Origin of the sequence: Nocardia sp. NPDC059154 (assembly GCF_042755705.1) — a bacterium.
In the GTDB taxonomy this organism is placed as follows: domain Bacteria; phylum Actinomycetota; class Actinomycetes; order Mycobacteriales; family Mycobacteriaceae; genus Nocardia.
This window is the reverse complement of record NZ_JBHZCS010000013.1, coordinates 103,213-127,053: the sequence shown is the minus strand read 5'-3', so window position 1 is coordinate 127,053 and position 23,841 is coordinate 103,213. Positions and strand designations below refer to the sequence as shown.

Genomic DNA, 23,841 nt, shown 5'->3' with positions numbered 1-23,841 from the left:
TCCTCGTTCCACTCACGTTGGTGGCAGACGTCAGGTCGGTGCCGTATGGCGTAGTGCCCGGAAGTCGGGTCCGAATCCGAGTTCGTCGATCGAAAGGCTTTCTCCTGGTGGTCCGAACCATGCCGTCGGCACAGCATCGAAGGGAAGTCCGGGCTGAGGGACGTGCCGGGTTGGGGTGCATCGATGTAATGGCCCCTGTGCTGCATCGAGGATGACGCGCATGTGCGGGTCGATGTGCGAGACGAACAGTGTGCTCATGGCCGTGAGGTCTTCGGTGACGCGCGCTGCTTCGAACACGGCGTGCAGGGCGGCGAATCGGACCGCCGCTCCGTGGTGTGCCCACCATTGCCGACACCACGTGTATTGGCCTTCACGATGATTCGCTGCCACACGTACCGCGGTCACGGGTAGGAGCCATCGGTCGACGAAGGTGGAGTAGTGGGCGAAGCGTGGCGGTTTGGCCTTACGGTCTTTGCCGTCATTGTTCCTCGACGGGGGACGTCGTGGCGGCCCGAACCATCCTGGCGGTACTGGTTCCGCGGACGGTGACGGCAGTGCGGTGTGTTTGGTTCTGGTGCAGCGGTGTAGGGGGCCGTTGGCGGCGTCGAGGATGATGCGCATGTGGGCGTCGATGTGGCTGAGGAGAAGGCTCGAGATGGCGCCGCCGGATTGGCTGCGGCGTGAGGCTTCGAATGCGTTGTGCAGGTGCGCGATTCGCACAGAAACGGGACGATGCCGCCACCATTGCGCACACCACGTGTAGGTGTTTTCGCGGTTGGCTTCGGCCAGCCGGACCGTGACGAACGGGAACAGCCATTTCTCACCGAAAGCGACGAAGTCGGGAAATGCGGGGGGCTTGGGCGCCTTCTTGCCGGATCCGCTCTGAGATGAGGCCGGCCCGGACGATGTCGTGGTCACTGTGGGGTACCTCCCTGCCGTCCGTTCTCACTGGGCGTTCGCGGCTGTTTCACCAGTGAAACGGTCGGCTCGAACTCGGCCAGGGAGGCGTGGACGATCGGCGCGAATTCTGGGTGGTCCCACCAGAAGATCTTGCGCACGAGGATCGGTTCGTGGCCCGGCAGCCGGATCAGGGCGCGGTTTTTAGGTAGTGCGCCGAGTTTGGCGACGTTGAGGATCGGCTCGGCGCGCCATGACACGGTCCGGTTGACTCCGCCGGGGCCGATGGAGCGGGAGCGGTCGGCGACGTCGTGTTCGTCGATCATTTTCGACCATTCCTCGAGGTAGTTCACGGCGGCGATGTTGCCGCCGTAGAGTTCGATCGATTGGGCGCGCATGGTTTTCACGCCGTTGACGCCCCACAGGTCTTCGCCTTGTTCGAGGACTTGGATGATGGTCATGAGGATGATGCCGCAGCCGCCGCAGTAGGTGTAGTAGCTGGGCAGTTCGCCGATGCGGGCGCAGTTGGCGGCTTCGTCGAGGACCGCCAGCAGCGGTACCGCGAGCCGGCCGTCGAGGCGTGAGCGTGCCACGGCGAGGGCGGCTTCGAGGATCTGTCCCACGATCGCGGCGGTCAGCGGTCCGGCGGAGTCGGGGCCGGTCATCGACAGCGCGTAGAGGGTGTCGTTGCTGTGGACGAAGTGGGCGGGTTTGAATTGCGGTAGTGCGTGGGTGTCGGGTTCGTGGGTGATGTCGATGACGATGGTGTCTTCGCCTTCGTAGACGGTGAAGTGTTTGCGGGCCGGTGGGGTGATCATGCGGGCGTAGTCGGCGTCGCTGAGCACGTTGAGGAATCGTCTGCCCATGTCGTACAACCCATCTCGTTGCCGGGCATACAGGCTTTGCGCGTCGAGGATCCGTTGCGCGGGCCGATGGTGGCCGTGGTGGCGCAGGATCAACGCGGGTGCTTGGTCTTGGTCGCCGGAGAGCCATTCGGCGACATGCAGCAGATCGCCGCCGACACACGCCGCAGCGAACATGTACAGGGCCAGTAACTCCTGCGCACCACCATCGAAATACGAATCGACCTTCGCGTTGGCTTGCTGGGCTGCGGAGCCGGAGGATCCGCTGACGAAGAAGGCCGCCAGCTTCCGTGCGGCGGGCAGGCTGTTGACCTGGGCGAGCAGATCGACCCAGAACTCGCATTCCGCGCGCCCGGTGACTGCTTGCAGATCACACAGCCACACGCGGCCACGCTGCGCGCGCCCGAATCTGGTGTGCCGGTAGAGGTCTGGCTTGTTGCTGGTGGCCAGCGCAGGCCCCCACGCCGAGAGCAGCCCAGGGATGGCCCAAGCCATGGTTTTGCCGGTCCGTTGACCGGCGGCGATGAACACCCCCAGCTCGGCGGGCACGAACAGGTCGACATCGCCGATCACGGTGCGCCCCAGCGGCGGCCCCGGGCGCTGGCGTATGTCGGCAGGTGCGTCCTTGAGCAGGCGGGTCGCGGCAGTGCGGTTGTCTCGAGCTCGGGCGAGCGTGATGGCGCGTGGTGGGGCCATCGTTCGCGCCGCCGAGTCGAGACCGGCACGCGCGGGCACCCGCTTCCGAATCGAGAGGGCTCCGGCAATCGCACCGCCAGTGAAAATGATTGCGATGCACGTGGATTGCCACGGCCAGGTCCGTCGCCCGAGAGCGATCTCGAGCAGCGCGGCGACCGGATTCGCCGTCACCGGCAGCCCTGCCATCAAGCTCCCCGCGGACAAGGCAGCCCAGCCGAGAAGCGCGACGAAGACAACAGCGAGGAACAGCAACAGCAGCCATGCTTCCTCGCCGAGGCCGCCGGTCTTGCGGCGACGCGTCTCTCTCACCGGCATGACACCGACCCCGCTTCACGCATCAGGCACCGTGGGATCAATTGCTGTGCAGTCGGTTTCATGGCTGCACCCCGAGTTCGGTCTCCGCGCTCGCTGAGGTGGGGTCGTGTGTGACGGGATGGGTTTCGGTCCAGTTCTCGGCGTCGGTGTCGGCGAGAACGGCGTCGATGGCTTCGACGATCCGAGCGCCGCCCTCAGCGGATATCGGGTTTAGGGCGTCGGTGGAAACTGTTGTGCCGTTGGTTGTTTCAGAGGGTGGATGCATGATGACGTCGGGGTGCTGTGGCGGGCTGGTGTGTCGGCTGCGTAGGGCGGCGGCCTCGGCGCGGGCGCGGTCGCGTTCGTCGGACAGTTGCGCGATGCGGCCCAGACGCGGGTGGGAGGGTTCGGTGCTCCAGTAGGTGCCGTCGCGGCCGAGGACATAGGCGCGGTCGACATCGGGGGCGGGCACGCCGGCGCGCAGCGCGTCCCGGCGCGCCAAGGCCAGCGCGTCGCGTAAGGCTTCGAGTCTGGTGATGCGGGCTTGATCGTCGTGTCCGTCGAAGTCGTCGGCGAGGCTGCTGTGTTCGCAGGCGAGGTCTTGGACCTCGCGCAGCAGCGCGGCCTGGCGTAGCTCCCACACCCCGGATTGGGCGTAGTTGTAGCTGATCGGCGCCTCACGCACAGCGCGGGGCAGCAGCACGGCGCGGGCGTCACGGCCGGTATCGAGATCACCGGCGTCTTCTTCGACTCCGAGAGCCACGTCGGTGGCGGCGATGATGGCTCGGATCTGCTCGAGGCTGGCGATGTTCGAGTCGGCCGAGCGATCACGGGGTGCGCCGAGGGTGCGCTCCACGGCAGTGCGCGAATCGGATTCGGGTCCGGCTCGGTGCGTGTGGTCGGTGAGTGCGGGCTCGAGCTCCAGATTCGGGAATCGGTGCACCGCGTCCTGGGTGGAACCGGCGACGGGGAGATCGGTGCCGTGGCCGGTGATCGCGCGGGCCTGCGCAAGGCTGCGCCACAGGGCGTCGTCGACGGTGAGATCCCCGGCCGCTCGCGCGAGGGCGAGTTGGTCGAAGTTGCGGCGCGCGAGGTCGGGGCGGACTTCCCAGCCCATCACCGCGGCCTGCAGCGTCTCCCACATCCGGCGGCGTTGCGGTGATTCGTGGCGTCCCCACCGCATCGCGAGATCGTCTGCCTGCTGGGTCATTTCGGCGGTGTCCTCCGGTGTGTCACCGAACGGTGCGATCTCGCGCAACTGGTAGTACTTGGCGAAATCGGCGCGCAGTTGCCGTTCGATGCGGTCGGCCGAATCGGAGTAGTAGGCGGGATTGGCGTACCCGACCGGTTCAGCGATCCAGGTCATGGCTCGAGCTCCGATTCGGTCGTGGCAGAAGGCTGTGGGGTGACCGGCGGCGCTGGAAGGGCCGGATCCTCGCTGTTTGGTGGATCGGTGCCTGCCATGGCGACCTCGACCGCTGTACCGATGTCGGCGCCCGCTGGCGCGCCTCTGTCTCGAGGTTGCGGTAGGTCGAGAGCGTCGACGGTGTTGGCGGCGGAGAGGATCGTGTTGGCCTCACGCAACCTCGCCAGCGATCCCGGCGCGTTCACCACCTCGGGGCGGCTGGTGTTCCAGTGGTGGTCGACGACTTCGCCCAGCAGTTCGCGCAGCGAGACCTCCTGCTGGGCCACGGTGTCGCCGAGGGCATCGAGAGCGGCCTCGGCGGTGTCCAGCCGCTGGGTGAGGTGTCGGATCCGTTCGGCTTGTTCGGCGTTGTGGCTGCCGAGGTGATACAGCTCGTGACTGAGGTCTTCCAGACGGCCCAACAGCCGGTGAGCGGGCTGCTGTTCCCAGGCGAGTCCGCTGGCACCGACCTTGTCGGCATGCTCGATATCGGCAGAATCGACTCCTGCCTGCGCGGCGTCGATGCGTGCCGCGTGCAGGTCTTCGGCGATCCCGTTGACGAACATCGCCCAGCGGGGTCGGGGATCGCCGATGTCGAGATCGTTGGCGACAGCGTTGGTCATCCATGCCGCGCGCAGGAATGCGGCGTTCTGGACGGCTTTGAGTTTCGCGGCGTGGACGGCGTCGATGTCGCCGGCGCCGAATCGGTGAGCAATCGCGCCCTCACGCAAGGCTTGGGGCACATCGAATTTCGATCCATACATCCGACGCACACCCGCCAACCGATCCCCTGCGGGCGTAGTCGCCGGGGTCGGGTCCTGTACACGTAAGGACCAGGACGATCCGGACGTGCGTGGGAGCTTTCCAGATGCTGCTTGGTCAGCAGAATTGTCGAAGTATTTGTCGGACACCATGTTTCCGCCTTCGCGGTCGCCTAATGTTCCTCGCGGAGAAGTTGCTGAGTAGTTCTCGCAGTGGTCGGCGCCAGCGCCACCACGAGCCAGATATCCTGCGGTGTCCTCATGCGGCGTGCATGGTCACCCGTGCAGAAGATGAGGGTCGAGTCAGGGTTCGGGCCCGGGCGTAGGTGGGGTTTGACCCGCCGCGGTGTCGGGCGGAGGCGGTTGGGGACCCCAATGCCAGTCGACTTCGGCCGGCAGCGCCACGTCGACGGCGATTTCGATGTCCCAGTGTGGGGTCGGCGGCCAGAAGGGGTGCTCGCGCAACGCGTGCGCGGCGTCGGCGATGAGCTGCTCAGGCGTCGGTGGGCTCACGGCGCTGCGCGCGAGCCGACGTCCGGAGCGTTCGTCGCCGAGGTAGGGCGGGACCGCGGAAGCGGGGTTGGGTCGCGCGTACTGCCGCCACGCGAATTCCAAGCTCAGGTTGTCCCAGCTGTTCACCGCGACCGCTGTCACCTGCCGCAGCCCAGCGGTTTCCGTTGCACCCCACAGCGTCTCGGCGTCGTGATGGTTCAGTTGCGCGGCGTCGGCCAGCGCCTGCACCCGCAGGTACAGCAGGTGCATGTTGTTGCGGTATTCGGTGCCCGAGACCGGGTCTGTCCCGAATTCGTAGGCGCCCTCCCGGGTACGGAGTTCCCGGGCGGCGGCCACATACGCCATGCGTTGCAGGTTCCACACCTCGACACTGAGCATGTCGAGATAGAACTGCTTGGCTTCCCCCACCGGCTCCTCTGACATGTCCGGTGCGGGTGTCGGCGAGTACTCGGCACCGACGGTGCGGGCTCGTTCGATCCAGGGTTGCGGGATCCCCGCCGACAGCGCGATGCGTTCGGTTGCTTCCCGCGCAGCGGACAACGCGTCGAGGTGATCGAGCCAATCTTTCTCGGCATCGCCGTCGGTGCCGTCGTAGCCTTGGGGCCCGAGAGCGTCGATCCGCCGGAACTCCGCGGCGAAGTCGTGGACCTGCCGGAGCAGATCGATCTTCCACCGCTCGATCGCCACCGCCGGCGACTCCCGATCGGGGCCAGTCATCGTGACCACCGCTCGACACGTAAAGTGTTACACAACAACATAATTCGCATCGCGTCTGTCATGGCTCGAGCTCACTGTTCACGTGTTGCTCGCTCCCATGCCCAGACGTGCCCGGCAGCGGGTGGTCCTGAGTGGACCAGTCGGCCGCCACGTCCTCGGGCAGTGCGGCCTCGACGGCGGCGGTGATCGCGCTGTTCTCCGCGCTGCCCGGGGAGTCGAGATCGGCGACGGTGGCGTGGGCTTCGTGCAGCATCTGAGGTGGGCGCATCGGCATGTCCGGCAGCGGAATATCGGGGCCGTGTTCGCCCGCGCGCCGCAACTTGCCCAAAGACTTGCGGGCAGCGGTCGCGATGGCAGCATCGCCGTATCGGCGCCACCGCGTCTGGAGCTCACCGAGGTCCTCACCGCCGAGGTAGTGGCCTACCCGCTGCGCCCACTCCTCGGGCGCCACCGTCCACAACACGGCCCGTTCACCTGCGCTCATGCCGATCGATTCGGCAGTACGTCCAGCACGCATCCACAACGCGGCCATGTTGCGATGCAACTGCTGCGTCACCGCCTGCTCCATCTCCGAGACAGGCTCACCGACGGGTCGGGTGTGCAGGTAGGCGGCGTGGACGGCAGCCATGTCCTTGAGCTGTTCGACATCGTCGGCGACCCGCCGAATCGTGCGCCGCCACCCGCGGGGCGCGGGATCGGGCAAGGGTTGACCCTCGCGCCACGGGTAACCACGTTGCCCCAGAGTCCGGACTCGATCGATCCATTCGACCGGGACACCCGCGGCACGAGCCTTGATCTCGGTCAGATCCCGGTCACGGTCGAGCGCATTGATTTCCGCGATCGCCCGCATCGATGTTCGCGCGTCACCACCGCCTTCATACATCGCCTGCAGCAACCGGCCGCTGTGCAGTGCCAGCCCTTGGATGCGTTGCAGCAGCGCGATCTGGTCCCCGGGGATCTCCCGCCCGCGGGACTGCGGGTTCGGCCCCGTCATCGCTTCCCACCCCCTGCGTTCACCGGCGGTGTGGCCCGGTGCGGGGCGCCCCGGCTCATGACTCGACTCCACGGGCGGGATCCACAGGTGGCGCCGATCCGCCGGAACCCTCGGCCGGTTCGGTGGTCCACGCCAGTTCGGCGGCCTCGGTGGGCAGGGCCGTGTCGACCGCATGATCGATCACTAGGGCCATGACGGTATGGTCGGCGGCATCGAGTGCCGCCGACGCCTGCTCATACATGGTGTGCGGCAAGGGAATAGGGTCCGGGGCGAACGCCTCGGCGGGGTCGATGCCGAGCACGCGCAGGTCTCGGTGCGCTTCCTCGCCCAGACCAGGCCAGGCATAGATTCGCCAGCGTTGTTCCAACCCCGCGTGGTCGTAAGTGTCGACAGTGGCGGCCAGCACCCGCTGCCAGCCGGGCACGTCGGTAGCCCACATTCCCGCGTATTCCTCAGCGGTCAAGCTGATGGCGTGCGAGACCACGGACGCGCGCATCCACACCGCCGCCACGTTGCGTTCGAATTGAGCGGCCACCTGCGAATCCGCCCCGGCACCGACGGGACTGGGCCCCAGCGCGCCGACCATGTGGATGGCGGCCATATGCTGCAGCTGCCAAGTGTCGCCGGCGACACCGTCGATCATCTTGTCACGCACCGGATTTCCGGCCCGCGCATCGGAATACACGCGAAACCCTCGGTTCCCCAGCAACCGGGCATCCTCGATGTGCGCGTCGGCGATGCCCACCGCGTGGGCGTGGGCTTCCGCCTCTGCGCGGGCGTCGGCCAGCAGATGCAGCTGGGTCCGCCACGCCAGCACCTGGGCATCCCCGTTCATGCTGGTGATCTGATATCCCTGTTGAAGAACACGCGCACGATTGGCGGCAAGGTTCTGAATCCGATCGAGCAAACGCAGCCGCCAGCGCGGCTCCCCGGCCATCGCCGTAGGCGGATTCGGTTCGGTCATTGAGATTCCTCTCGACTTGTACTGCCGTGCAATGCAATGGTTTTCATCGATCGATCACCCCAGAGCACTCGGGGAAGTCAGGGTTGCGGTCCCTGCGTTTCCAGCGCGGAGTAGAAGGATTGAGGTGCGAGGGTGCCGGTGACCTCACCGACGATGCGATGGGCCTCGAGCATGTCCGCGCACTGTTTGGCGGTGTTCCGAATTTCCCGCAACAGCATCTTCTGCGCGGCGCTCGGAGCAGCCAGTTCTGCTGACGCCGTGCGGATCTAGTCTGGAGGCTCGTTCATGGTTCGATTCCCGGCGTTGTTTCGGCCGCAGGGGCAGGCGCCGGGATGGTGTCGAGTTCGAACGAGGTGTTCGCGTCGCTACGGATTCCCGCGGCGTCGATCGCTGCACCGATCTGCGCGCCGGGTTGCGGCTCCACCCCCGGCTCGCGGGGAGTCGCTAACAGCTGTGTTCGGACTTCCTCGATCATGTGGGCCGGAGTCAGCCGCTCCCACACGCCGCGCTCCGGTGGCAGGCCGGCGTCACCGAGCGCTTTGACCTGAAGGGCGAAATCGGTCGTGTCGGCACTGGCGTGAGCCCGCCACCGCGTCACCAGCGCGGCGGCATCGAAATCCCGCACAGCTGCGGTGGCCGATGCCCAGCTGCGTTCTCCCCACAGACGATCGGCTTCCTCGGCTGAAAGGTCGAGCACGCTGGCCATGGCGCGGGCATGCTGGGCCAGCACTCGCAACTTGCGGTCGAACAGTTGCGCGGTGCCGACCTCGGCGCCCGCGCCACGCTCCCCGTACATGGCGGCCACAGCCGCCATCTCCTGTACATGCCGGACCTGCTGTTCGAGCTCGGCCAACGAATGTTCTCGGTCGACCCGCTCCGGGTCACGCCAGTGCACATCGGCTCGCCATCGCATCCCGAGATCACCGCGATGGCGGCACTGCTCGACCCACACCGTCGGGATCGCCGCTGCTGCGGCGGCATTTTCGAGTTGTTGACGCAGCAGCGCATGTCCGTGGAAATCCTCATACCACGAACTCGGCGGCGGGTTGCCCGTCGCCTGCTGCCGGGCCCTCGCGCGATCGCGCATCACACGCGCCATCGCGGCCTGACCGTGAACGGCCTTGAGGACTTTCATCTGCATCCGGGTCGGCTTGCTCATCGCCTGCTCCCGACCGACGATCTCCTCGCATACCGCTGGCGCGCGGCCCTTGGACTCGTGCTCATGGCTCGATCCCCTGGTCCGGCGCTATCGGCGGCGTCGCCGTCACCTGCGGCGGCACGACAGGGTCCGGGTCCGCACCGCGTTCTTCGACCACCTCGACATCGAGCACGTCGGCCGCCTCGATCGCCGCGTCGATCACGCTGCCGTCCACGACCTCGCCGACCGGCCCCGTCGGATCGGACTGGGCCGCGTGGTTGACGACGATGTAGAAGTTCAATTCTTCGGTCAGGCCGCGAGTCGCACGCAAAACGGCCGGGGTCATCGCCGATCCCGCGGCGATGTCATCGGAGTGTGCGTCGAGCAGGTCGGCGGGGTTCATGCTGGTGTCTTCGGTGAGTCGCTCGTCGAAGGCTTGCGCGTGTGATCGGTGCTCCTCGGACAGATCGGCGCAACTGTGGGCGGCGGCATACGCTGCGGCCGACCGCAAACCGGCGGCGTGGTCCGAATCCTGAGTGTTGAGGGTTTCGGTGAAACCAGCTGCACGACGGCGGATCTCGATGAGCAGGCGCTTGTACTCGACGTCGAGGTCGTGGCGTTGTTCTTCCCAGACGCCGCGGTTGAGAAGATTCTGACGCTGCAGGTGATGGAGTTCGTCTTTGTTCGCGCGGTCGGCTGCACTGTCGGCGGCGCGCCGGTCGAGGTCGGCATCTCCGCGTTCGATGATCCGCTCTTTGATCCGCAGTTCCAGCAGGTGCAGCTCTTCGGCGCGTTCGATCTGGCGTGCCTTGAAATCTGTTTCGAGCGTGTGGATTTCGGACTCGTGGGCGGCGCGGTTCTGATAGCCGGCGACCTTCAGATCGTGGACTTCGCGGTTCTGCTGTAGCCGGATCTCTGATTCCTCGGCCCGGCGCTCGAACTCGGCGGCCGATCTCGATTCGGCGCCGCGGCGTTGCAGCAGATTCATCGTCATCGCCGAGGTTTGCATGGCCTGTACGAATCCGGTCCGGACCGCTTGCCCGCCCTCCTCGACCGGGTCTCCCCCGCTCACGTCCTCACCTCCAACGCCGAAACACGCCATCCCGCCGAAGAATCCAGACGGACAGCCCGGACAAAGACCGTCAGCGCTATCGCCCCCACCGCATGATCGGGCAACAGGGTGACTGCTACGACCCGCGCGAAGCTCACGCTGGTATCGGGTGGATGGTCATCGGTACCCAGCCGCGCGGTCGCGGTGATCGTGATGTCGATGTCTCGCCACGACTGCCATTGCGAGGCCGTGATGGGGGCGAGCACGGTGGCGCCGGTGCCCCAGCGGGCAGCGAGCGCATCGTCCATCAGCGGGGCCGCGGCCCGGAAGGACGAACCTTGGTCGGCCTGCTGCGCGGGCCGGTAGCTGAACGTCGTTTGTATCGCGGCGAGGGTGACCTGTGCTGGCGAGCAGGCATCGACCTGGTCGAAGGGCTTCGCGAATTGGGTTGCGCCGCAGCCAGTCCCGTTCGAACCTTCGCCCAGTTCCGTGTGGGCGCATCCTTGCAGCACGGCCGCAATCGCGCACATGACCGCCGTGGCGACTGTCCTCACGGCCTGTCGACTGGAGAGTTCGGGTGTCATATCAGCCCCTGGGGGTTGTGGATCAGGGCACCGAGATCGCGTGTCCACCAGTCGATGACCCGCCCCTCGGGATGATCGAGGGCAGGATTGGCGCAGGCATCGACGACGAGGTCCAGAATCAGCCCGCTGCTGATCGCGGCGGTCTCGAGCACCCCGCGCTCGACACCGGCCTGCGCCACGGTCAATCGAAGCGTGGCGATGTCGGCGCCCCATTCCTGACGAGCGCGCGCGGCGATCCAAATCGCCTGCAGTGCTGCGACTTTAGCCGCGATCATCTCGTCATCGATGACGAGGTCGGCGTGGAATCGGGCGTGCCAGATGACGGCCCTGTCGGGTCGGCATACAGTGAAGGTGTGGCGCGTCGCCGCCGACCACAGCATCAGATGCGGTCCGCGCGCGGCCAAGACAGCCAAGCGCTCTTCCGGCGTCGTGTTCTTGCCCGGCCGGACATCTCGCCCGCCGGCGTCGGGTCGAGCAGATGGGAGTTCGGTGCCGTCGGAGACTCGACGGCTCGCAGCAGACGGGTTGGGTTGTGTCACAGGCCTTTCCCTCCTTCACGAGTGCCGGATGTAGGTTCTCGCCGGACTTTGCGGTCAGGCGCTTCACGACCTTTGGATTCGCCGAGGTTTCTCATCGACTTTGCGACGGGGATTCCTATCGACTTTGCGCATTCCTCAACGAGCAGGTGTCCTCGTCGGCCACACTCGTCCTGGCGCAACGCATGACGAGCTGCTGACCTGTCGGTTTGCGATCTGCGCACCTGAATGGCGCAGAGCCGACGCAAGATTGGTGAGAAAGCGCAATCAGTCATGAGAACCTACACCGGAGTCGGCGGGAATCGAGTAGCGGCGTACATCGAGGCGGTCGCCGTGCCACAACGGGGCGATAGTGACCGTCTGCCCGCTCTGGGGGGCATGCAGAACCAGATCTTGACCTTGGTCGTTGCGCCCGTAATAGATCGCGACATGATGCGAGGAGCTCTCGCCAGAGGAGGTAAAGAAGATCAGATCGCCGGGCTGGCGCTGGTCGAAAGGAACGACCTGCGCGGCGGGGTGGTCTTGCTGGGCTTGGGTGAAATGCGGCAGCCGCAAGCGTCCACCGGATGCTTGGTACAGCGCATACAGGGTCAATCCCGAGCAGTCGAAGCCGCCGTCGGTCGGTCCGTTCTGGTCGCCGCCGCCCCAGACGTAGGGAGTTCCGATCCACTTCTGCGCCGCGGCGATGATCGCGGAACCGAAGTCGCTGCTCGCCCCCGGCAGCAGCATGCCGGCGCCGTTGAGACCGCATCCGATCGCCGGTTGACCGGCTTGAGCAGTCGACAGCGAGGCCGGGTCGAGGTTGGCGAACTTGGCGTACAGGTTTCGCGCCAAATCCATTTGTCCCGCATACGCATTGACCTTGGCCACCTCGACGGCTTGCGCCACGTCGGCGGGTGCCATCCGGTCGCGGGCGGGAATACGGTCGGCCTGGTCGTAGAACCAGTTGATCTGATACGTCGGGTTCATCAGGGTGGCGATGCCGACTGAACCCCACACACTGGCCCTCAGCTGATGCGGACCCACCGAATCTCCGTCGTACCCCAGTCCGTCGTTGCTGTAGTTCAGCGAATCCGGCACCGCCGGATTCGCCAGGTTCCGCAAGGTGGATTCGGTGGCCTGGGCGGCGAGCTCTGCGAGGATCACCGCTTCGGGCTCGCCACGCTGCTTGCCGATCGCGACCCCGTTGCGAGCCAGCTGCAGCTGCGCTTCGGTCAACCCGTCGACCTGTACGCGTGTCGCACTCTGCAATCCACTGCCCGACACCGCCGTCGCACAGGACGACATGGATGTAGCCCCGACTATCACCGCAACGAACACGATCAGGAGCATGGGAAGCGACAACGCGGCCGCTGCTGAGGACTTCGACAGATTCAACGGTCATCTCCTCGCCTCCCCGCTGTCAGGCGCAAGGCCGGCATGATGTGCGCCAATTGCCGCCGGCTCGCCCGACTGTAGGTTCCGGAGATAGTTGTCGGTATCGACCTTCATTTCGTGCGCGAACCATGGGCTTTCCCACCGATTTGTCGCCGGTTTCTTCTCATTGGTTTGTCGCTTCCTTTGAGTCGGGCCGAGCGCATGGCTACCTGGTGACTGTCGGGTGTGGAGTAGCAATAGACGTGGACACAAGCGCGAGAGTTGTTGTGCGGGTGCCATACTCGACCACTCGCCTCGCGTAGTCGGGGAGCTGACCCGCCCGACCGGATTCCCATCGAACTGTCGGAAACGACAGAACGCCGACAAATGGATGGGACTACCGACAACAATCATGGGAACCTACACCGACGAGGACTGCGCGGGCGCAGAGGTCAGGTGGTCGAAGCGTTTGTTGGTGTTGTGGATGTCGGTGGCACGCTCGGTATCGGTGAAGGTCATCCGGAACGCGATCCCAGGTTCGGCGGCCTCACCGGTCTTGAGCAGGTAACAGCCTGTGCCGGGCGGTGTTTCGCGTCCCGATGGGGTGTCGGCGTTGTCATCGGTGGGTGGGCGTGGTGCGGCCCAGGAAGTGACCAGTAGTTTCTCGGTTTCGGTGATCGAGACCGCGGAGCGGATTCGCTCAACCTCGTCGGGGCCAACCGGGCCGATGATCTTCGCTCGGGCTCGCTCGAAGAATCCGAGCGCCTTCAGGCTGGCGAGGTCTTTGATGGTGTGGCTGCACATGATCAGCCCGCACGCCAGCACCCGGTTGAGGCGTGTCAGCGCATCGATCCGGTCGACCATGAATTCCCCGACCCCGAGCACCCGCCAGATCTCGTCCATGACGACTTCGAAGGTCCGCGCCGGCGCCAGGCCGGCATCCGATAGCGCGTGTGCGGCCGCGACCGCGCCGAATCCTTCGCTCCAACAGGTCATCAGCACTGCGGCGAGCAGTTTGGTGTCGCCTTCGGGGATCCGGGATACGTCCACACACACTGCGGGGCTGGCCAAATCAATGGGAGTGCTGGTGTGCCGGTCAAAGATCTCCCCCCAAGGTCCTTCGATCAGCGCGCGCAGTGATCGGCGCAGCATCTTCGTGCTCGCGCGGTAGGACGGGTTGTCGTCTTCCTCTGCGAATTGCCGCAACCGGTCCGCGCCGGTCGACAGCACCGAGAGCAGATCCGACAGCCGAGGTGGATTGGCAGCGGTGAAACCCCCTGCCGCGCTGTAGAGTTCACGCAATCCAGCCGCGATGAGCGTTTCTTCGTAGTCGGCGATACGCGATCCACGCATAAGTTCGATCAACCCAGCCACAATCGTGACCTGACCAGCTTCGACACGGGCAGCTACCCGTCGGCGCATGTCGCCCTCTGGCAGTTTCTCGATCACAGAGCCGAGTGCACCGACGGCGAGGGGGTTGATGCTGCCGTAGCCATAGCCGAGTTCGATGACCTGCCCGCCGAGCCGTTCGACCAGGTCGCGGTAGTCGGGTTTGGTATCGCCCATGCACAGCACGGTTTCGCCTGCCGCGACGGCCCCGGTAACGAGGCGACGGATCAGCGAGCTCTTTCCGAATCCGTTGAGCGCCAGTATGAATGCGATGGGCGCGGTGATGTATCCACGCAGGAACCAACTCATGGGGTCGAAATGCACTGGCGCACCGGTGATGTAGTGGTTTCCGACCGGCGTTCCGACGGTCGGTGCGGTCGCACCGACAGCGAAGGGCCACAGGCCCGCCACCTCAACCGTGGTCGAGCGCCATTCCGGGGTTGTAGGCACCACCGCAGCGCGACCACCTCCGGCGCCGGAGTAGCCGCGGTCGGTCAGTTTGGCCAGCGGCCGCTCGTAGCCGTCACGCTGCTCGTCCTCGGACCAGCGCAGCGCATTGGCACGGCGGTGATCGTCAGCCGACAACTCCCAGCGCGCCAGCCATCCACGAACACCCGGATGAGCGGCCTGCTTCTCGGTACGCGTTCGCGCCTCAGCAGTGAGAATCCGGATGCCGCCTGCCAGGGTCGTCCTCGATCGGCGAATCGAGGCGCCAGTCTTTCCAGCCCTGTTCGATGTATTCATGCCGAGACTCGCTTGGAGATGCTCGAGTGTTCGGGAAGAACTACGCCGATGCCCAGGCTTGCGGCGAAGGAAGCGCCTTGCGCAGCGTAGCAGCGCCGCACGCTCAGCCGTGCTGCGGCACTCATCGCGCGGACCGAGGCTTCGATGCCGGGCAGGTCGGCGTCGAGGGTGTCGGTGACGGTGACGAGGACTGCGAATCGAGTCAGCCCGGCACCGCGAGCTTGTTGCTGGCGGGTAGTGCGGGTGTTGTCTACACGCAGGCTCGCCGATGCCGAGGCGATGCCGCGTTCGGTCTGTTCGGCGGCGAGAGCGTCCTTGAAATCGGAGTCGACAATGTCCGCAGCCTCGGCGGCAGAATGCAGCCTGTACACGACCGCGACCCTTTTGCGTGGGACATCTAGCCTCGGCCGCAGCAATTCCTCGAGCCCGGTTTCGAGGACCGCACCGCGCGGCGGAGCGTCCATTTCCCAAGTGATCGAGCGTGCACCGTCGTGGATGTAGTGATCCCATCGGTCCGAGTGGGCTAGCGGCCCAACCGAATCCCAGGTTTGCGTGTCCAAGATCTTGCGACCGGCGGCCTCTATATCTCGCTGAGAGGCTAGGTCGTAATGGGACCGCACCAGTCCCAGGACTTCCCAAGCCTCCAACGGAGTCGCGGGCAGTCCAGCGCGGGCGAGTTGCGACAGCACCGCTTGCAGACGCTGACCGATCTCGCGCGCCTGTTCCGCCACGTTCCGGCGGACACGGCCCTTGCCGATCACCCGGTAGGTGATTGCGATCCGTGCTTCGACCCGCACACCGACCCCGGCATTGTCTGCCGCAGCCTCTCGCATCACTGCGCGCGCGAACTCTGGAGCTTCCTTCCGCACCAGCCGCACTACTTCCCTGCGATGCTTGAGATGGGTTTCGATGACGTTGTCCAGCACGGAGGTGACCGCCACGACTTCCCCACCGCGCGACTGCGCGGCCAGAAACTGTCCGTACTCCTCCACCCATGTATCGATCTGCGCCTGATCCACTAGCTCCTTGCCCCGCGGAAGTACCCGCAGGACCACGCAGTAGTGGTCTGTCCGACGGATGTGGATCAAAGCAAACCGCTTCCCGCCTGGCGTCTCGTACTCGGCGAGCCGCGAATCAGCGAGCAGTCCAGGCAATCTCGCGACCCCTGGAATCCGCGAGAATCGGCCAGCCCGGTACTCGAGCTCACCTCGCGAGCGGGCCGCCGCGAATTGCACTCGCAGCACAACGAATTCCCATCCGGTTCGTCCCTTGATGGTCATTCCCGCCGGAATCACTGCCACGGCGCACAAGACCGACACGGTGCCGGTCACGGTCAGCGACTGGGTGAGCATGAAAGTCACCATGACAACGATCACGGCCGTGAGCGCAGCCATGCTGACGCCCCAGGTCAAGCCGAAGAATCCGGCCGACCGCGGCTTCTCCCAACGCCCGTACATGCGCGTCGATGTCATCGCCGGACCTCTAGCGGACCGGGCTGGTTCACATCCCAGCCGTGCTCGGTGGCCTCGCTGACGCGAGCGCCTATCGCCGAACCGACCTGCTGTGCAGCCTGTTTCGCGCCCATCGCAGCCGCGACACCGATCCCGACCGGCACTCCGGCCGCAGCGGCGCCTCCGGCCGCGGCCGCACCGCCAGCGCTCCCAGCCGCCGCCCCCTGTCCGCCTGCCGAGGCCGCGCCACCACCGCCTCCGGCTGAACCGCCGCCACCTCCCCCAGATCCTCCCGATATAGGTGCGCCCCCGCCGCTGCCTCCCAGCGGACGACCTCCGCCGCCCCCTGACGGCGGAGGGGGCGGCCCTCCCCCATTGCCGTTTGACGAATTCCCAGCCGAATTCTCGCCTTCACCCATCTTGCGAGCGTTCGAGCGATCCCTTCCTGAGGCACCCATCGCTGCACCGAATGCACCACCGGCCAACGCCGCTGCCGCGCCCCCGCCTCCCCCTAGCGTCGCGACTGCCGGGGCGATCAACCGCATCAGAGCCGGTAGCACGACCGTGACCGACAACAGCAGCAGCATTCCGAGCAGCACAAGTTGGGTGTCTTGGTCCTTGTTGCCTGCCGCAGTGAACGCGATCGCATAGACCAGCGCACCGACCGGTTTCCACAACACGAAGGCCAACGCCCACGACAACATGCGTTTATACGCCTGCGAACCGGGGCCGGTGCCCGCCGCTGCTGCTGCTAGAGGAATGGCCGCGACCACCAGAATGAGAACGACCTGACGGAATATCAGCATGACCAGTTGGACGAGCATGCTGATCAAGCCGAGCAGAAAGAGCACAAGGCATATGCCGGCACCGAGCATACCGTTGGTTCGCAATCCGACGTCAACAATGCGGGACACTGCGCCGTCGAGATCGCCCCTTGTCGCGTCGAAGATGACCCAGTTGCTGAACGCGTCTCCCGCTTTGGTGCCCGAGGTGATAACGGCCGAGAACATCATCGATGCGATGACCGCACGCGCGAACATCATGAAACTCTCTTGTGCCTCGCCCGCCAGCCCTCCACGCTTGGCTAACGCCAACCGCGCAGCTCCGAAGAGAATTCCCGCGATCATCAATACGACCTGCAATCCGCCGGTGTATTCGCGAATGGACGCCAGTAGCGGACCGGGTTCTCCAGAATTCCCCGACAGCTGTGGTGACGGAAGATCGACCCACCACGTAAGGACGATCCGTAAGCCCGATGCCAGGTCGCTGCCCATTGTGTCGACCATGCTGTCGAATGCCGAGTTTGCAGCGCTGGTGGCCGCGGATTTTCCGAGGTCCTTCAATTGGCACACGGTTTGTATTGGGGACGGCACGTCGCAGAGTATTTTTCCCGGACTGAATTGCTCATGCATTGCGTCCGGTTGCAGGGCGGGCGTGAGATGAGCAGGAGCGACGTTCATGCGGTGCCGCCTTTCCACGATCCGAACTCATCGAGGCTGTAGATCTGCACGGCGCCTTGCCACAAAACCCCGATATCGTCGGGAACTCGCACGCGCCAGTCGCCTGCTTGCCAGGTCATCGGCCATGTGCCGTACGCCCATCCGCCGGGCGCCCGCATCGCGATTTGGACTACAGCCAGATCGGGCTGGTAGTTCGGGAGGACCCGTAAGCCATCGGGAACGACCACATAACTTGCTATCGCGGGCGTATCGGTGCGATTGGCGGCGATTCGGTTGATCAGGGGTTGGCCGCCTCCAACAAAACGTTCACGAACGACGTTCTGCCACAAACCTTCCGGCGCGCTCAATGCTCGGGCAAGCGCGTCACAGGCCGCGAGTGCAGCGCCTTGGGGCGTGTGCGCGAACCCAGATGCGATGCCATCGATGACTTGGGTGGGCCCATCGCTGCCCGAGAATGGCAACGCTGCGCCACCCCATCCGCTCTGCCACTGCACGCGGCGCGGTGGTGCCTTCAGATAGTCCGGTCCTGCCGGGTCGGGACGAGATCCGGAATCTTGCTGAAGTGCTTCCCCCGCCGGCGTAGCCGCCGCCTCCAGACGATTTCCGAACAAGTCGGTGGTGGGCGTATCACGGCTTGGCGAGGATGGGGGCGTCAAGGTTGACGTTGCCGGAATGTCCCCCTGGGATTTTTCACTATCCGGATGGCCTCCCCGGAGCGTGCCGACGACCACGACGATAGCGATGAGTCCGATACCGAGCAGGCTCGTGAATCTGTATTTGCCGATCATGATGATTGCTCCGTGCCCCTATTTGAGCTCGATACGAACCGCCTCGACGGGAACAACTAGGACCTCCGATACCGGTGCAGGGTGCGGCTGGTCGGGCAGTCGCAGTCGCCAGTCGGCGGCCTGCCAAATCACGGTTGCGGTATTACACGTGACCGATTCGTCCGGTTGCCTCGTATAGATTTCGATATCGCTGGCGTCGTTGGCGAACTTCGCGACGCGGTAGGCGATGATCCTGGGGGCTTCCCCAGATATAGCTGCCGTGATGGATAACTGGGCGCGAGCAACGGCCCACTCATCTCGCGCTGGTCCTGGCGCGACCATTTGCTGTACGACGATGGGCCACTGCATGTCGGTCGCAATCGAAATCCGTACAGTTGCCTGAATCGCCGCCAAGGCGGCCCCGATCGGGCTTTGATCGAATCCGCCGACCGCCGCCCCGGTCTGGGAATGCGGGCCTTCGTTGGCGGAGGGTAATAGGATGCCCTGAAAGGCCACGGATTTGAGCCCTGTAGGCGCTGCTCTCAGATCGACGGGTGGAACCTGTTTTCGTTCGGCATCGCGATGGTGGGCATGACTGCCCGCCATCGCGAATACCACGCCGACCAGCCCTGCGATGAGGATAAGAATCGCGATGGCCGTGAACGCGGGACGGTTGGTCACCGTGTCTCCTAACAGTTCAGTGGGTGGGAAAAAGAGCTGCCGCAAGGCCACTCGCGGAACCGACGAGTACAGCGGCAAGGAGGGCTCCGATGATGCCTTCGACGGCTTCGTCTCGATAGATTCGGATAGCCAGCAGCCACGCAAGGAAGACCGTGCGGGCAATACTCAGCAGAAGCACCATCCAGGCAAGCCACCCGAGCATCGGATAGAGGTGGATTGTGACTTCGGGCGGAAGCGATTTCGCGACTACCATGCCTGCTCCGATCCGGGCGGTACATCCTGTCGGAAGATCGCTGTCTCATCGCGCTCGCGACGGTAGGCGACTCCGATGGCATGCAGGATTGTTTCCGCGGCGCGGGTGGGCTGGATGTGCGGCAACGCGTGTCCAGCGTCAGGGATCAGCTCGTAGTCGGCCCAAATCTTGTCAGCGAATCGGACCGATTGTGATGCAGGAACGACACGGTCGCGCCCGCCAGCGATAACGAATGCGGGGACCGAGCGAAGTGCGGCTATCTCCTCGCCGACCACGGTGAATGCGTTGTAGGCGTTCAGCATGTCCACCAAGACGCGAGGATCACCGCGGCGGGCACCACACACGAGGTGACTCTTGGAACCCAGCCGTCGGCTCAGCGCACGGAATCGAGTTTCTGCCAGCGTGATTGCTGTCGCAGCGAGTCGGTCGAGCCGTGTCTGCCGAAAGCGTGCCAGGCGCTGGGGCATCTGACGGTAACGCCCTGGGAGACTTGGGAATTCAGGAAACTCGCCTGTCGCTCCGAAGAACACCAGTCCGGACAAGGCAGCCGCTCGCTGAGGATACCGCTGCGCGTACGCCGCGACGACGAGGGACCCGGCGGAGTGGCTGACGAGGATAGTCTCTCCGGCGGTCTTGGCCAGAACGGCGTCGAGATCGTCGACGAGGTCAGCCAGCGTGGTGGTGGTTCTGCGGTGTGGTCGACCGGATTCACCGTGGCCGCGTTGGTCGTAGGTGATTTGCAGGAGTTCGCCATCGAGCTCGTTGTGCAGGTGCTCGGTTACCGGTGCCCAGTAGCCGCTGTCACACAGCAGTCCGTGGACATAGACCACGGTGACGGCCGCGTGTGGCGCGCCCAGCCGGGTGGCCGCGAGGCGGATGTCGTCGTTGGTGCGGATGGTCAGGGCGCAACGATCGAAGGAGTTCATCGCGGGAAGATCCTCAGAGAGTCGGGAGACTTTCGAGCAAGACCGGCAATTTGACTGCCGTACAGCGGGTTTCGCGTCAGGGAACCCACCTACTTGGCACTGACGATTTGTGTCATGATCGTGCCGGCGCTGGTGGCGATGATGCCCCCGACCAATGCACCGAGCACGATCTTGGGAGATTCGAGGGCCCCACCGTGCCACCGTTCCCAGCCAAATTTGCCGCCTGCATAGATGAGCGAGGCGATTCCGGCGAGCATGACGAACCAGGCCAGATAGTTAACGATCTTGATCAAACCTTGTGAGCCTGGGGGTGGTTCGGGGGTGACGTTGATCTGTTGGGCGAGGATGGTGAGGGTGTCCATCACCGGGATGCATTCGGTCATTGGGTGTCCTCGGTGCCGGATGATGGTGTCGGGCTGCGGGTAGCGACGATGCGTTCGGTGATCGCTGTCGCCGCTTGGTGGACGTCCTTCGGCACAGCCTTCGTGGGGTGCACACGACGTTGGGGTAGCGGGTCATTGGGGGTGTATCGAGCAAGGTCGTCGATGTCGCAGCTGAGCAACTCGTCGTGCCAGCCGATCGACCAGACGGCGTCGTCCACCAGGTCAGCGACGATGCGCCGATACCTGCGGACCGCTGCGGGAACGCGCCCGGGCCGGGCTGCGGTGACCACCAAACCAACGATCGTGACTCCAGCCGGCGCAATGCCGCTGTGCCATTCACGCAGACGCTCGGCAGCGGCGGTCAGCCCAGGAATGCAGTCGCGGGTGGCGATGACGACACGCTGTGTGGTCTGCGGGGAGGCCGGCCATGCCTGGCCGGTATCAGCGGCGTGCGCCCACCACTGTGCCAGCGTCGACGTGCCCGCTCCGCCGTGCGCGCCGAGGACTGCGAACAGGGGCGGAAAAGGCCCCGTGACGGGTAGGGAGGTCTGCCGGACAGGTGCGAGTCGATCGGGTGTGGGGGCTGTGATCGTTGCCGGGTCGAATCGGCCGGGTGGTGTGCCGTCGGCGGCTTGAAGGCGAATTATCTTGGCGTGCATGGGTTATCCGCGCTTCTGGATGTTGGTGATCAGCAGGCCCGTATCGGCGCGGCGTGTATTGATCACTTGCAGATAGTCGGTTCGGGTGCCGTCGGGGCGGACCTCCACCAGGTGGACGTCGGCGGCGGTGTCGGCCAGCGGCGTGACCGCGACGCAGTGCCTAGTACCGCTAGGAATCGAAGTGAGGCCCGTTGCCAGCGGATCTCGTTGTATCCCGCTTTCTGGGGCGAGCAGCCGCATCGCCGCATCTGCGGACCGACGCTGGTAGTAGGCGTATTCGAAGGCGGCGATCAGCCCGGCGAGAGTCGTCGGGTCGCCGTCGGCATCGGTGATGGTTGACCCGCTCAGCCCTTGGCACGCGCCGACAGCAACATTGCGAATAGATGTTGTGGTCGTCGATGGGACCGAAGTAGGAGTGGTCTCGCCGGTGAGGGCTTGAGCAGCGACGATGATCACGGCGGTGGCGGTGACAATCGTGGCCAAGGCCGCACCCCATCGGCGCATGCGCACCTTGATCGCGCGATTGCCCTCTCGTCGACCCAGTCGAGGAGCGATGGAAGCGGATGTTTCGTCGACCCAGTCCCATTCGGTTTCAGCGGGGGCCGTGGCCTGGTTTGTCTCGGTTGAGCGGTGCGTGGACGAGGAGTTCTGCAGCCAGCCCCACTCACTCGATCCATTGGGTTCGCGGTCGGCACTTCTGTCGTGGGGCATGGGCTTTCACCTCCTTCGGTGAGCGCTTTCGGGGTTTGGCCCTTCGGGGAGACGGCCCGCGAGGAACGGTGCTGGTGTCTCTCTGGCGCAGAGACTGCCGTCTGCCCGAAGGGGTCTCAGGGCGTAGCGCTCGGAGCGCTGGCGCTCGGTGTTCTGGAGATGGGCGAAGACGAGACCGGCGCGGTCGAGGTGGTAGCGCTGGCCGTGGTGGTGCCTGCCGGAGCGGTCGTAGGGGGGCGAGTTTGGGCAATGTCACGGGCGAGGGCTGCGAACCAATTGGCAGCCAGAGTCAGCGGTGCTACGCCTGCCGAGTTCGCGGATGCGCTGGTGTAAGAGCCGTGACGTCCGGCGGTATCGCTGTACTGGGACCGCGTGGCCAGGGCGTAGAGATCGGAGTTGTTCGTGACGGTGCTCGTGATCGCGGTGAACGCTTGGTCGATCCAGCCCAGCGCGGTCTGCGGAGGGATCAGGTCGACGACAGCGCTGACGAGCTTGGTTCCCAGACTCGCCAGCGCGGCAACAGGATTGGTCAGGCCGACGGTGGCCAGTTCGGCGATGGTGGAGGTGGTGAAGACCTTCTCAGCGACCGAGATCACGGTGTTCAATCCGATGCTGCCGAGCCGGAACAGGACCGAGAGGGCGTCACTGAGTCCGGGCGTTGCCGTGTTTGGATCCGAAGCTTCGGTCAGACGTTGTCCCAGCGTCTTTGTCGGCTCGTAGGACAGTTGGTCCAGGCTTGTACCCGAGAGATCTTCGGTGACCACGCCCACAGCGGTTTTCCACACTGTCGCAGCCAAGGCTTGGGCGATAGTAGAGATCGCTGAGATCGGGTCGTGCAGATCAGACTGTGCGGCAATGTTTTTCACTGTCGCAGTCAGTGGGGTATCGGTCGGTGCATCGCACGTCAGATCGCCGGATGTGCAGAAGTCGGCAACGCGCCCGACCAGCCGCCCATAGTCGACCGCGGCCTGGCTGGCGATGCCCGAGCCAGTGGTCGCGGTGTTGTCGCTGAACTGGATTCGAGAGACCTCAGTCCCGGCTGTGCCTGGCGCTGCGGTCGGAGTCGTCTGCCCGGATCGGCCGGGCAGTACGGCGGTGCCGCTGCGGGTGGGGTTGGCGAACAGTGCGACTCCGGCGACCTTGTCGGGATCAACCGAACCGCTGCCGGCTCCGATGTCACGGGCGAACGTTGATACTGCAGCGGCTCCTTGTCCGTAACCTGCCGCAGCGATTCGGGTCGCGGGGCAGCGTTGGACGATTTCAGTTGCGCTGGTGGTCAGGTGCTCGGCGGCCGCAGTGACGGCTTGTTCGTAAGGCAGTGCCGTGCCGTCGTCGCTGTATCCGTATCGAATATAGCTGCGCTGCACGAGATCACCGGCATCAGCGAGAAGTGGGGTAAAGAACTGCCCAAGTGCCCCCGAGTCGGTCGTCGCCGCAGCGTCGGAAGGTGCTTCGTCTGTGCCCTGAACACCGAGCACATACAACGCCGGGCATACGTCAGCGATTGGCACGTCCGCTCGGGCCGGGCCGGCTACGACCAGCTCGATTGCCAGTGCCACACAGCAGGCAACTGCGCAAAGAATTCTGCATTCGTAGCGATTACTGTTGTGCTCCACGTTATTTGACTCCTCACATGTACGAATGCTCT

General features: G+C 65.1%; 23 protein-coding genes. All 23 read right to left on the bottom strand.

What is annotated here, in order from left to right; translation table 11 throughout:
• Positions 1-30: 30 nt before the first annotated feature.
• On the bottom strand, positions 31-918 hold the full coding sequence (locus ACFXN1_RS14395) for a DUF4913 domain-containing protein (RefSeq protein WP_379446252.1): 888 nt from the start codon (positions 916-918) through the stop codon (positions 31-33).
• Positions 915-2,765, bottom strand: coding sequence for a type IV secretory system conjugative DNA transfer family protein (locus ACFXN1_RS14390; protein WP_379463591.1), 1,851 nt, complete (start codon positions 2,763-2,765; stop codon positions 915-917). Before ACFXN1_RS14390 ends, ACFXN1_RS14395 begins: the two co-directional genes overlap by 4 nt.
• A 64-nt stretch (positions 2,766-2,829) precedes the next feature.
• A complete protein-coding gene (locus ACFXN1_RS14385) occupies positions 2,830-4,116 on the bottom strand; it encodes a hypothetical protein (RefSeq protein ID WP_379439955.1) in 1,287 nt (428 codons plus the stop codon).
• Positions 4,113-4,919 carry a hypothetical protein gene (locus ACFXN1_RS14380; RefSeq protein ID WP_379439954.1) on the bottom strand — a complete coding sequence of 269 codons (807 nt, stop codon included), beginning with the start codon at positions 4,917-4,919 and terminating at the stop codon, positions 4,113-4,115. Before ACFXN1_RS14380 ends, ACFXN1_RS14385 begins: the two co-directional genes overlap by 4 nt.
• Positions 4,920-5,219: 300 nt before the next feature.
• Positions 5,220-6,146 carry a hypothetical protein gene (locus ACFXN1_RS14375; RefSeq protein WP_379439952.1) on the bottom strand — a complete coding sequence of 309 codons (927 nt, stop codon included), beginning with the start codon at positions 6,144-6,146 and terminating at the stop codon, positions 5,220-5,222.
• Positions 6,147-6,204: 58 nt separating this feature from the next.
• The gene (locus ACFXN1_RS14370; RefSeq protein WP_379439951.1) at positions 6,205-7,140 is read right to left on the bottom strand and encodes a hypothetical protein; all 936 of its coding nucleotides are present in this window, start codon (positions 7,138-7,140) and stop codon (positions 6,205-6,207) included.
• A gap of 55 nt (positions 7,141-7,195) precedes the next feature.
• Positions 7,196-8,104: a hypothetical protein gene (locus tag ACFXN1_RS14365; protein ID WP_379439949.1), complete on the bottom strand. Its 909-nt coding sequence runs from the start codon at positions 8,102-8,104 to the stop codon at positions 7,196-7,198.
• A gap of 283 nt (positions 8,105-8,387) precedes the next feature.
• Complete coding sequence (locus tag ACFXN1_RS14360; protein ID WP_379439948.1) at positions 8,388-9,263, bottom strand: hypothetical protein; 876 nt, start codon at positions 9,261-9,263, stop codon at positions 8,388-8,390.
• Between the two features lie 61 nt (positions 9,264-9,324).
• Positions 9,325-10,314: a hypothetical protein gene (locus tag ACFXN1_RS14355; RefSeq protein WP_379439946.1), complete on the bottom strand. Its 990-nt coding sequence runs from the start codon at positions 10,312-10,314 to the stop codon at positions 9,325-9,327.
• Positions 10,311-10,877, bottom strand: coding sequence for a hypothetical protein (locus tag ACFXN1_RS14350; protein WP_379439945.1), 567 nt, complete (start codon positions 10,875-10,877; stop codon positions 10,311-10,313). Before ACFXN1_RS14350 ends, ACFXN1_RS14355 begins: the two co-directional genes overlap by 4 nt.
• Positions 10,874-11,416, bottom strand: a complete 543-nt coding sequence (locus ACFXN1_RS14345; RefSeq protein WP_379439943.1) for a hypothetical protein — start codon at positions 11,414-11,416, stop codon at positions 10,874-10,876. The genes ACFXN1_RS14350 and ACFXN1_RS14345 overlap by 4 nt, the downstream gene beginning before the upstream one ends.
• Positions 11,417-11,680: 264 nt before the next feature.
• The gene (locus tag ACFXN1_RS14340; protein WP_379463590.1) at positions 11,681-12,745 is read right to left on the bottom strand and encodes a C40 family peptidase; all 1,065 of its coding nucleotides are present in this window, start codon (positions 12,743-12,745) and stop codon (positions 11,681-11,683) included.
• A 444-nt stretch (positions 12,746-13,189) separates the two neighbouring features.
• Positions 13,190-14,902, bottom strand: coding sequence for a hypothetical protein (locus ACFXN1_RS14335; protein WP_379439940.1), 1,713 nt, complete (start codon positions 14,900-14,902; stop codon positions 13,190-13,192).
• Positions 14,899-16,359 carry an SCO6880 family protein gene (locus tag ACFXN1_RS14330; protein ID WP_379439966.1) on the bottom strand — a complete coding sequence of 487 codons (1,461 nt, stop codon included), beginning with the start codon at positions 16,357-16,359 and terminating at the stop codon, positions 14,899-14,901. The genes ACFXN1_RS14335 and ACFXN1_RS14330 overlap by 4 nt, the downstream gene beginning before the upstream one ends.
• Before the next feature lie 11 nt (positions 16,360-16,370).
• On the bottom strand, positions 16,371-17,813 hold the full coding sequence (locus ACFXN1_RS14325) for a hypothetical protein (RefSeq protein ID WP_379439938.1): 1,443 nt from the start codon (positions 17,811-17,813) through the stop codon (positions 16,371-16,373).
• The gene (locus ACFXN1_RS14320; RefSeq protein WP_379439937.1) at positions 17,810-18,601 is read right to left on the bottom strand and encodes a hypothetical protein; all 792 of its coding nucleotides are present in this window, start codon (positions 18,599-18,601) and stop codon (positions 17,810-17,812) included. The genes ACFXN1_RS14325 and ACFXN1_RS14320 overlap by 4 nt, the downstream gene beginning before the upstream one ends.
• A gap of 18 nt (positions 18,602-18,619) precedes the next feature.
• Positions 18,620-19,261: a hypothetical protein gene (locus tag ACFXN1_RS14315; protein ID WP_379439935.1), complete on the bottom strand. Its 642-nt coding sequence runs from the start codon at positions 19,259-19,261 to the stop codon at positions 18,620-18,622.
• A gap of 16 nt (positions 19,262-19,277) precedes the next feature.
• The gene (locus ACFXN1_RS14310) at positions 19,278-19,514 is read right to left on the bottom strand and encodes a hypothetical protein (RefSeq protein WP_379439934.1); all 237 of its coding nucleotides are present in this window, start codon (positions 19,512-19,514) and stop codon (positions 19,278-19,280) included.
• Complete coding sequence (locus ACFXN1_RS14305; RefSeq protein WP_379439932.1) at positions 19,508-20,440, bottom strand: alpha/beta fold hydrolase; 933 nt, start codon at positions 20,438-20,440, stop codon at positions 19,508-19,510. The genes ACFXN1_RS14310 and ACFXN1_RS14305 overlap by 7 nt, the downstream gene beginning before the upstream one ends.
• 89 nt (positions 20,441-20,529) lie before the next feature.
• Positions 20,530-20,823, bottom strand: a complete 294-nt coding sequence (locus ACFXN1_RS14300; RefSeq protein WP_379439931.1) for a hypothetical protein — start codon at positions 20,821-20,823, stop codon at positions 20,530-20,532.
• Positions 20,820-21,482, bottom strand: coding sequence for a hypothetical protein (locus ACFXN1_RS14295; RefSeq protein ID WP_379439929.1), 663 nt, complete (start codon positions 21,480-21,482; stop codon positions 20,820-20,822). Before ACFXN1_RS14295 ends, ACFXN1_RS14300 begins: the two co-directional genes overlap by 4 nt.
• A 3-nt stretch (positions 21,483-21,485) precedes the next feature.
• Entirely contained in the window at positions 21,486-21,965 is a 480-nt protein-coding gene (locus ACFXN1_RS14290; protein ID WP_379463589.1) for a hypothetical protein, read from the bottom strand.
• 344 nt (positions 21,966-22,309) lie between these two features.
• Positions 22,310-23,809 (bottom strand): cutinase family protein, encoded by a 1,500-nt coding sequence (locus ACFXN1_RS14285; protein WP_379439926.1) that lies wholly within the window; start codon positions 23,807-23,809, stop codon positions 22,310-22,312.
• Between the last annotated feature and the right edge of the window lie 32 nt (positions 23,810-23,841).

Coding starts and splice junctions, on each gene's coding strand:
- ACFXN1_RS14375 (WP_379439952.1), bottom strand. CDS start 6,146: ATGACTGGCCCCGATCGGGAGTCGCCGGCGGTGGCGATCGAGCGGTGG.
- ACFXN1_RS14305 (WP_379439932.1), bottom strand. CDS start 20,440: ATGAACTCCTTCGATCGTTGCGCCCTGACCATCCGCACCAACGACGAC.
- ACFXN1_RS14370 (WP_379439951.1), bottom strand. CDS start 7,140: ATGACGGGGCCGAACCCGCAGTCCCGCGGGCGGGAGATCCCCGGGGAC.
- ACFXN1_RS14325 (WP_379439938.1), bottom strand. CDS start 17,813: ATGAACGTCGCTCCTGCTCATCTCACGCCCGCCCTGCAACCGGACGCA.
- ACFXN1_RS14320 (WP_379439937.1), bottom strand. CDS start 18,601: ATGATCGGCAAATACAGATTCACGAGCCTGCTCGGTATCGGACTCATC.
- ACFXN1_RS14295 (WP_379439929.1), bottom strand. CDS start 21,482: ATGCACGCCAAGATAATTCGCCTTCAAGCCGCCGACGGCACACCACCC.
- ACFXN1_RS14310 (WP_379439934.1), bottom strand. CDS start 19,514: ATGGTAGTCGCGAAATCGCTTCCGCCCGAAGTCACAATCCACCTCTAT.
- ACFXN1_RS14300 (WP_379439931.1), bottom strand. CDS start 20,823: ATGACCGAATGCATCCCGGTGATGGACACCCTCACCATCCTCGCCCAA.
- ACFXN1_RS14360 (WP_379439948.1), bottom strand. CDS start 9,263: ATGAGCAAGCCGACCCGGATGCAGATGAAAGTCCTCAAGGCCGTTCAC.
- ACFXN1_RS14380 (WP_379439954.1), bottom strand. CDS start 4,919: ATGTATGGATCGAAATTCGATGTGCCCCAAGCCTTGCGTGAGGGCGCG.
- ACFXN1_RS14335 (WP_379439940.1), bottom strand. CDS start 14,902: ATGAATACATCGAACAGGGCTGGAAAGACTGGCGCCTCGATTCGCCGA.
- ACFXN1_RS14385 (WP_379439955.1), bottom strand. CDS start 4,116: ATGACCTGGATCGCTGAACCGGTCGGGTACGCCAATCCCGCCTACTAC.
- ACFXN1_RS14350 (WP_379439945.1), bottom strand. CDS start 10,877: ATGACACCCGAACTCTCCAGTCGACAGGCCGTGAGGACAGTCGCCACG.
- ACFXN1_RS14365 (WP_379439949.1), bottom strand. CDS start 8,104: ATGACCGAACCGAATCCGCCTACGGCGATGGCCGGGGAGCCGCGCTGG.
- ACFXN1_RS14330 (WP_379439966.1), bottom strand. CDS start 16,359: ATGTACGGGCGTTGGGAGAAGCCGCGGTCGGCCGGATTCTTCGGCTTG.
- ACFXN1_RS14340 (WP_379463590.1), bottom strand. CDS start 12,745: ATGCTCCTGATCGTGTTCGTTGCGGTGATAGTCGGGGCTACATCCATG.